Annotated in this window: 7 protein-coding genes; 3 read left to right on the top strand and 4 right to left on the bottom strand. The window is 66.7% G+C overall.

Translation table 11 applies throughout. From position 1 onward, the window contains the following. Positions 1-450: 450 nt before the first annotated feature. The 4 genes from ruvB to AABN02_RS10350 all read right to left on the bottom strand — a co-directional run bounded on the left by ruvB (position 451) and on the right by AABN02_RS10350 (position 4,830). Positions 451-1,374 carry a Holliday junction branch migration DNA helicase RuvB gene (gene ruvB / locus AABN02_RS10365; protein ID WP_338414847.1) on the bottom strand — a complete coding sequence of 308 codons (924 nt, stop codon included), beginning with the start codon at positions 1,372-1,374 and terminating at the stop codon, positions 451-453. A gap of 47 nt (positions 1,375-1,421) precedes the next feature. Further along, positions 1,422-1,997, bottom strand: a complete 576-nt coding sequence (ruvA, locus tag AABN02_RS10360; protein ID WP_338414846.1) for a Holliday junction branch migration protein RuvA — start codon at positions 1,995-1,997, stop codon at positions 1,422-1,424. Positions 1,998-2,040: 43 nt separating this feature from the next. Continuing rightward, positions 2,041-2,712 (bottom strand): response regulator transcription factor, encoded by a 672-nt coding sequence (locus AABN02_RS10355; RefSeq protein WP_179633104.1) that lies wholly within the window; start codon positions 2,710-2,712, stop codon positions 2,041-2,043. 165 nt (positions 2,713-2,877) lie between these two features. Beyond that, positions 2,878-4,830, bottom strand: coding sequence for an ATP-binding protein (locus AABN02_RS10350; RefSeq protein ID WP_338414845.1), 1,953 nt, complete (start codon positions 4,828-4,830; stop codon positions 2,878-2,880). 120 nt (positions 4,831-4,950) lie between these two features. On the opposite strand from AABN02_RS10350, the gene AABN02_RS10345 reads away from it, so the two are divergent. From AABN02_RS10345 to AABN02_RS10335, 3 genes are read left to right on the top strand one after another with little or no spacing between them, the layout of a single operon-like run. Continuing rightward, positions 4,951-5,952, top strand: coding sequence for a PhoH family protein (locus AABN02_RS10345; RefSeq protein ID WP_338414844.1), 1,002 nt, complete (start codon positions 4,951-4,953; stop codon positions 5,950-5,952). 37 nt (positions 5,953-5,989) lie between these two features. Beyond that, on the top strand, positions 5,990-6,460 hold the full coding sequence (gene ybeY / locus AABN02_RS10340; protein ID WP_338414843.1) for an rRNA maturation RNase YbeY: 471 nt from the start codon (positions 5,990-5,992) through the stop codon (positions 6,458-6,460). Next, complete coding sequence (locus tag AABN02_RS10335) at positions 6,457-8,526, top strand: prolyl oligopeptidase family serine peptidase (protein ID WP_338414842.1); 2,070 nt, start codon at positions 6,457-6,459, stop codon at positions 8,524-8,526. The genes ybeY and AABN02_RS10335 overlap by 4 nt, the downstream gene beginning before the upstream one ends. Positions 8,527-8,547: the final 21 nt, after the last annotated feature.

Here is an 8,547-nt window from a genome sequence, read left to right as displayed (position 1 = left end):
ATAGCTTGACAAAAACAATCAAACAGAGTATAATACAACTATGTTAATCGTACATAAAAGACTAAAAACAGAACCAGATGCTGAATGGGACTTTCACGAACTATCTACTGATAAGTTTCCTGGCGGGTTTGCAAGAGAATCAGATTGGGCAGTAAGATACAAAAGAAGAAACGATAGCCCAAAACACAAACATGAATACAAAGTGGAGTTAAGAACATGAGTGATTTTTTAAAAGATATAATTAAAGAAACAGGTAACGAATATGCAAGTCTAGTATCAGATGGTTCAACAGGCGATGTGAACGATTTCATTGATACAGGTTCGTATATTTTTAATGCATTACTTGGCGGTAGTATTTACAGAGGACTGCCATCAAACAAGATTACTGCAATCGCCGGCGAAAGTGCAACAGGTAAAACATTCTTTGTACTAGGTATGGTCAAGAGTTTCTTAGATAAGAATCCAGACGCTGGTGTTATCTTCTTTGAGAGTGAGTCTGCAATCACAAAAGAGTTGATTGAAGAAAGAGATATTGATAGTAGTCGTATGGTTGTAATGCCTGTAACCCAGCGAATCCACATCGAGCATTTTCAATGCGGCGTCGGCGACCTCGCGGCTGATTTTGCCATCCGCCTTGACCTGCGCAAAATCGCGCACCCGGCGCAGCAGCCGGTTGGAAATACGCGGCGTGCCGCGCGAACGACCGGCAATCTCGCCCGCGCCCGTGGGATCGGTTTCCACCTCCAGCAACTTGGCCGAACGCGCCACGATGCGCGTCAACTCCTCGACGCTGTAAAACTCCAACCGCGCCACGATACCGAAGCGGTCGCGCAGCGGATTGGTCAGCATGCCCGCGCGGGTGGTCGCGCCCACCAGCGTGAACGGCGGCAAGTCGAGCTTGACCGAGCGCGCCGCCGGGCCTTCGCCGATCATGATGTCGATCTGGTAGTCCTCCAGCGCCGGGTACAGGATTTCCTCGACGACCGGGCTCAACCGGTGGATCTCGTCGATGAAGAGGACGTCGTTCTTCTCCAGGTTGGTCAGCATCGCCGCCAGATCCTTGGGCTTTTCCAGCACCGGGCCGCTCGTCTGGCGCAGGTTCACGCCGAGTTCGGCCGCGATGATGTGCGACAGCGTCGTCTTGCCGAGGCCGGGCGGGCCGAACAGCAGCACGTGGTCGAGTGCCTCGCTGCGCTTCTTGGCCGCGCCGATGAAGATCTCCAACTGCTCGCGCGCCTTGGCCTGACCGACGTATTCATCGAGCAGCTTGGGCCGTAGCGCGCGTTCGATCGCCTCTTCCTGCGGGGTGCTGGGCGCCGCGCTGACGATGCGCTTGGACGGGGCGGGGGCGAAGTCGTCGGTCTGGATGGCCATGCGGGCGATTGTCCGTCAAAGCCCCCGGCACCGGTGCGCAGGACTGGTTATTTCGCCAGTGATTTCAACGCCGCCTTGATGCCGTCGCTCACGCCGATGTCCGCCGGCAGCAGCTTGATCGCCGCCGCCGCTTCCTTCTCGTTGTAGCCCAGCGCGATCAGCGCCTGCACGATGTCGGACTGCGCATCGGTCTGCACCGCCGCACCCGGCAGCGCGAGATCCGGCCCGAGCTTGCCCTTGAGTTCGAGCAGCAGCCGCTCGGCGGTCTTCTTGCCGATACCGGGTACCTTGATGAGCCGGCCGACCTGCTGGGTGCTGACGGCCTGCGCCAGCTCACCCGCGCTCATGCCGGACAGCACGGCCAAGGCGATGCGCGGGCCGACGCCGGTGATCCGGATGAGCTGGCGGAAGGTCTCGCGCTCCGCAGGCGTGAGGAAGCCGTAGAGCAGCTGCGCGTCCTCGCGCACGACGAAGTGCGTGTGCAGCGTGACGCGCTCGCCGAGATGCGGGAGGTTGTAGAAGGTGCTCATCGGGACGTCGACGTCGTAGCCGACGCCGTTCACATCGATGAGGATCTGGGGCGGGGATTTTTCCGCCAGGGTGCCGGTGAGTCGTCCGATCATGGGGCGCGATTATGCGCGGGGCGACCCGCCGGCTTGCAGGCCATCAGCGGCGGAACAGACCGAGCCGCTGCGCTTCCAGAGCTGCTTCGGCACGCGAACTCACGTTGAGCTTGCGGTAGATCTGCTTGACGTAGTCGGCGATGGTGTGGCGGCTCAGGCCGAGCTGCACGCCGATCTCCGGCAGCGTGAAGCCCTTGGCCACGCGCAGCAGCACCTCGCGCTCGCGCTCGGTCAGCTGCACATTGGGCATCAGCGTGTCAGCCGCGGGGTAGGGCTGCAGTGCCGGCTTGTTGGCCTGGGCCGAGAAGTAGGAAATCATCCGGCGCGCGATCGAGGGCGACAGCGGCGGCTCGCCCTGGCTGATGCGCTGCAGGTGTTCCATCAGCTGCTCGCGCGGCTGCTCCTTCAGCAGGTAGCCGTAGGCGCCGGCCTGCAGCGCGGGGAAGAGGTGGTCGTCGTCGTCGTGGATGGTGACCACCACCGACTGTGCATCCGGCTGCGACTCGCGCAGCGCCTGCACCACCTTGACGCCCGAGCCGTCCGGCAGGCCCAGATCGATCATCGCCAAGTCGAAGCGGTGGGCGGTGACCTGTTGCAGCGCGTCGTGCACCCGGGCGGACTCGACCACGGTGGAGCCAGGAAACACCTGCATCACCAGGGCGCGCAGCCAGGCGCGGATTTCGGGAAGGTCTTCGAGCAGCAGAATGGTTTTCATGGGCTTTCCTCGGGCGGACCAGGTGGCCTGCGCACTGTTCTCAAGGGGGTCTCAAGAGAGTTGGGCAGTGTGACGGCTATATCGGTCGCTGTAGGGTGAAGATGAACATGGTTACGAAAATGACGGGAATTCGTGAACGATGACGACCTGTTGGAGGCGGTAGCTTCACAGCGGCAGGGTCAGACGGATCGTCGTGCCGTAGCCGGGGCCGGATTCGACCAGGCACTGGCCCTGCAGCTGCTTGGCGCGGCCCTTCATCGTGGACATGCCGTGGCCGCGGTCGAGCTTGCCGTCCAGCTCCATCGGGATGCCCTTGCCGTTGTCCGAGATCGTCAGCTCGAAGTCGTTGATGTCCTGGCGGATCGAGATCTCGGCGTGGGTCGCGCCGCTGTGCTTGAGGATGTTGCTCACCGCCTCGCGCAGGATGCGGGTGGTCTGCACATAGGCGCGTGCACTCATGGCCCGCTCGCTCATCAGCAGGTCGTCGGGCGTGTTCCAGGCCAGCTCCACACCGCCCTGCGACATGCGCATCATCACCTCGCTGCGCCAGTCGCCGATGGCGTCGCCGAGCTGCATCGCGCGCCCGCCCAGGCCGCGCACCGACAGCCGCATCTCTTCGAGCGCCTCGCGGCCGAGGGTGGCGATGCGCTCGTTGTCGCTGGTGTGGACGATGGTCAGCAGCTTGGCGCCCAAGTCGTCGTGCAGGTCGGCGGCGATGCGCTTGCGCTCCTTGGCGGTGACCTGCTCGACGCGCAGTTCGGCCATGTGGCTGTAGTTCTTCTCGATGTCGGCGGAGATTTCCTGCACGCGGCGCTCGGCCTGCGCGCGGCCCTGTTCGGCGACGAGCACCTCACCGTGCAGTTGCTGGTACAGGCGCAGCACCATGCCCCCGAACATCACCACCGCCGTGATGCTCAGCGCGTGGTTGCCCGGCAGCAGCAGCGTGACCGGCACGAACGCCTCCTCGAAGGCCAGCACGAACAGGCCCGCGATCAGGGCCGCACAGACCACCCAGAAGTCGGCCGGCGAGAAATTCCAGGCCCGGTGCAGGAAGGCGGCGGTCGCCGCGGCGACTTCCAGCGACAGGATCACCGTCCAGGGGTGGGTGATCATGCTGATGCGGTCGGGCGCGGCGATCATCAGGCTCAGCGGCACGACGATGGTCTGCAGCGCGATCGACAGCTCCAGCCAGCGCACCTTGATGCCGCTGTAGCGCATCAGCGAGAGGATGCTCGCCACGGCAACCGGTGGCATCAGTGCGCCGATCAGCCACTCGTGGGCCACCACCGACACCGGCAGCCGCGCGCCCGTCAGCAGCGCGCACAGCAGGGCCCAGCCCACGCTGGCCGCACCAAAGTAGCCGAGGTAGGGCAGGCGGCTCAGCGTCGCCAGCGCGAGTGCGGCCGCGCCGACCAGTCCGGCCAGCAGCGCCAGCGCCTGCGTGACGCTGACGTTGAAGGTGCGTGCGCGGCGCAGCTCTTCTTCCAGCACATCCATGCGCCCGACGCGCACGGCCGACAGGTAGCCCGCGTGTTCGTTCACGGCGACCTGCGAGCGGACCTGCGCGGCGATCTGGATGTCGAGCTGGTTGTCGGTGAGCTTCAGCAGGGCCGGCGGCAGCGTGATCAGCACCGGATCGAGGCAGTTGTAGGGCAGCGGCGCCGACACATTGCCGCGGGTGGCGAGGCGGAAGCCGTTGATGCGCACTTCCCAGGCGGCGCACAGGCGCTCGAAGTAGATCCCCTGCATCGTCCCCGGCGCCGGGGCGGCGGGCAGGTCGAAGCGCAGCTGGTACCACAGCGGGGCCGAGAGCTTGGGGGAATGGTTCCAGGCGTCCGGCAGCGTGATCAGCCGGGCGGCCCCGGTGACCGGCACGTCGCGGGTCGGGGCGCGCACCACCACGGCGTTGCGGACGGTGGTGATGCCCTCGGGGCTGGGACGGCCGCCGATCTCCACCATCCACAGGCCGATCAGGATCAGCGCCACCACCATCAGCCCCCAGCGCGCTGGATGCAAGGCAATCAGGAGCGGACGGCCGCGATCGGAGCCGAGGGTCCGGAGCTGGGTCAGCCAGCCGGGCGATGGTGCGGGGGTCGCTGGCGCGGGAGGCGTGGCCACTGAAATGGTGAAATCCGGAAGAATTGAACCCAAGCTTTTGATTCTGCCGGACCACAGGCACCCCGGACGGGCGGCGACAATCACGCTCCCGGCCCTTGCCTCATAGTTCACATTCCAACCGTGATCCTGCGCCACGCTTTCATCCCCCAGGACAACCGCCGGCTCGCGCATGTCTGCGGCGCGCTCGACGAACACCTCCGCACCATCGAGGCCGCCTTCGACGTGAGCATCCGCCGGCGCAACGAATCCTTCCGGGTCGAGGGCGCCCGCCGCGCCGCCGAACGGGCGGTGGCCTTGCTGCAGCAGCTCTACGACCGCGCCGCCGAGGCGATCGATCCGGCCGAGTTGCAGCTCGCGCTGGTGCAGGCGATGCAGAACGACACACCTGCGCTGCGGGTGGTCCATGCGAGCGAGTCGGTTGCCGATGCGGGCGCCGAACCCGAGATCGTCCTGCGCACCCGCCGCAGCGAACTCGCCGGCCGCACCAGCAACCAGACCGCCTACCTGCACAACATCCTCGGCCACGACATCACCTTCGGCCTCGGCCCGGCCGGCACGGGCAAGACCTTCCTCGCGGTCGCCTGCGCGGTCGACGCGCTGGAGCGCGGCACGGTGCAGCGCATCATCCTCACGCGCCCGGCGGTCGAGGCGGGTGAGCGGCTCGGCTTCCTGCCCGGTGACCTGGCGCAGAAGGTGGACCCGTACCTGCGCCCGCTCTACGACGCGCTCTACGACCTGATGGGCATGGACCGCGTCGGCAAGGCCTTCGAGAAGGGCCAGATCGAGGTCGCCCCGCTGGCCTTCATGCGCGGGCGCACGCTCAACCACGCCTTCGTCATCCTCGACGAGGCGCAGAACACCACGCCCGAGCAGATGAAGATGTTCCTTACCCGCATCGGCTTCGGCTCGCGCTGTGTCGTCACGGGCGACACCACGCAGGTCGATTTACCGAAGGGGCAGGTGAGTGGCCTGACCGACGCGGCGCGCATCCTGCGGGGTGTGCGCGGCATCGCGATGACCCGGTTCACCTCGGCCGACGTGGTGCGCCATCCGCTGGTGGCGCGCATCGTCGAAGCCTATGACGCCGCCCGCCCTGCCGCCGCCGACCCGTCCGACCACTGAACCGAAGACCGAAGTCCTCCACCGGAGCCGACCCGCCATGCCCGCTGCCCGTCCTGAACTGAGCCTGTCCCTGCAATTCGCCGATCCGCGGCACCGCGCCGTGCTGCCGCGGCACAAGGTGGCGCGCTTCGTCCGCGCGGCGCTGGAGCTGCCCGGCGAGATCACGGTCCGCATCGTCGACGCCGAGGAAGGCCGGCGCCTGAACCTCGACTTCCGCCAGAAGGACTACGCCACCAACGTGCTGACCTTCGACTACAGCGCCGAGCCGGTGGTGTCGGCGGACCTGGTGCTGTGCGCGCCGGTGGTCGAGGCCGAGGCGGCTGCGAACGGCAAGGAACTGCTGGCCCACTACGCCCACCTGCTCGTCCACGGCACGCTGCACGCTCAGGGCTATGACCACGAGGACGACGAGGAAGCCGCCGAGTACATGGAAGAGCGCGAACGCGAGATCATGGCGGCCCTCGGATTTGCCGATCCCTACGCCGACAGCACCGAAAGCACCCCATGACGGAACCGCTTGACCCGAACCTCTGGCTCGAAGACGTGCAGGGCGAGGCCGCGCTCGCCTGGGTGCGCGCCCACAACGAGCGCTCGCAGGCCGAACTCTGCGCCCGCCCCGAATACGCCGACTTCAAGCCCCGGCTGCTGGCGCTGATGAACGCCCGCGAGCGCATTCCGTATGTCAGCCGCGTCGGCCCGCATTTCTACAACTTCTGGCAGGACGCCGAGCATGTGCGCGGCCTGTGGCGCCGCACCACGCTGGCGAGCTACCGGCAGGCTGAACCTGATTGGGAAACCGTGCTCGACCTCGACGCGCTGGCCGCCGTCGAGAACGAGAACTGGGTCTGGCATGGCGACGATGTGCTCTCGCCCGCGGTGCCCGGTGGCGAGTGGCGGCGCTGCCTGCTCTCGCTGTCCCGCGGCGGGGCGGACGCGACCGTGGTGCGCGAATTCGACCTGATCGACAAGCGCTTCCTCGATGCCAGCGACGGCGGCTTCACGCTGCCCGAAGCCAAGAGCACCGCGGGCTGGCTGGACGCCGACACGCTCGTCGTCGGCACCGACTTCGGCCCCGGCTCGCTCACCGATTCCGGCTACCCGCGCGTCATCAAGCGCTGGCGCCGCGGCACGCCGCTGAGCGAGGCGGTCACCATCCACGAAGGCGAGGCCAGCGACGTCTCCGCCTGGGTCAGCGTGGACGACACGCCCGGCTTCGAGCGCGTCATCCACGGCCGCTCGGTCGATTTCTACACCACGGAGATGTGGCTGGTCGCGGCGGACGGCGCGCTGCAGCACCTCGACAAGCCGGCCGACGCCAGCCTCGGCTTCCACGAACACTGGGCGGTGATGGAACTGCGCAGCGACTTGGTGCAGGGCGACGTCACGCACCCGGCCGGCTCGCTGCTGGTCGCGCAGGCGGACGACCTGCTCGCCGGCCACCCGCAGTGGACCGCGCTGTTCACCCCGACGCCGACCCGCTCGCTCGGCGGCAGCACGTGGACCCGCGGCCATGTGCTGCTGAACGTGCTCGATCAGGTGGCGAACCGGGTGGAAGAGCTGCGGCTGGTCGACGGCCAGTGGCAGCGCCGCGCCGTGCCGCTGCCCGGACCCGGCACGCTCGGCATCGCCGCGCTGCACGACCCGCACATCCCGGACGACCCGCTCGCCGAGCATTACTGGGTCACCTACGCCGACTTCCTGACGCCCGACTCGCTGATGCTGGCCCGCGCCGGCACCGACGCCGTCGAGGTGCTCAAGCAGCGCCCGCGCTACTTCGACAGCGACGGCATGCGGGCCGAACAGCGCTTCGCCACCAGCGCCGATGGGACGCAGGTGCCGTACTTCATCGTCCGCCCCAAGGGTTGCCGCGACGACGGCAACAACCCGACGCTGCTCTACGGCTACGGCGGCTTCGAGGTCTCGATGCAGCCGTGGTACTCCGGTGGCTTCGGGCTGGCGTGGTACGAGCGGGGCGGCGTGCTGGTCGTCGCGAACATCCGCGGCGGCGGCGAGTTCGGCCCGTCGTGGCACCAGGCTGCGGTCGGTGAACACAAGCAGCGCAGCTACGACGACTTCATCGCAGTCGCCGAAGACCTCGTGCGCACGCAGGTCACGCGTCCTGAGCGGCTCGGCATCATGGGTGGCAGCAACGGCGGGCTGCTGGTGGGTGCGGCGATGACGCAGCGGCCGGACCTGTTCGGCGCCGTCGTCTGCCAGGTGCCGCTGCTGGACATGCAGCGTTACCACCGGCTGCTGGCGGGTGCGTCGTGGATGGCGGAATACGGCGATCCGGACCAGCCCGCGCAGTGGGCGTGGATCGAGAAGTTCAGCCCCTACCAGAACGTGCGCGCTGACGTGCACTACCCGCGGGTGCTGTTCACCACCTCGACCCGCGACGACCGCGTCCACCCCGGCCACGCCCGCAAGATGGTGGCGAAGCTGGAGGCGCTGGGCCACCCGGTGCTCTATTACGAGAACATCGAAGGCGGCCACGGCGGGGCGGCCGACAACACCCAGCGCGCGCACCTGCAGGCGCTGGAGTTCGCCTACCTCTGGGCGCAGCTCGGCGCCTGAACGCGCGACCCGTTTCGCGCT

It is taken from the genome of uncultured Sphaerotilus sp. (genome assembly GCF_963924895.1).
Classification (GTDB): domain Bacteria; phylum Pseudomonadota; class Gammaproteobacteria; order Burkholderiales; family Burkholderiaceae_C; genus Sphaerotilus.
The sequence above is the reverse complement of the archived record's forward strand: the minus strand, read 5'-3'. Positions and strand labels throughout refer to the sequence as shown.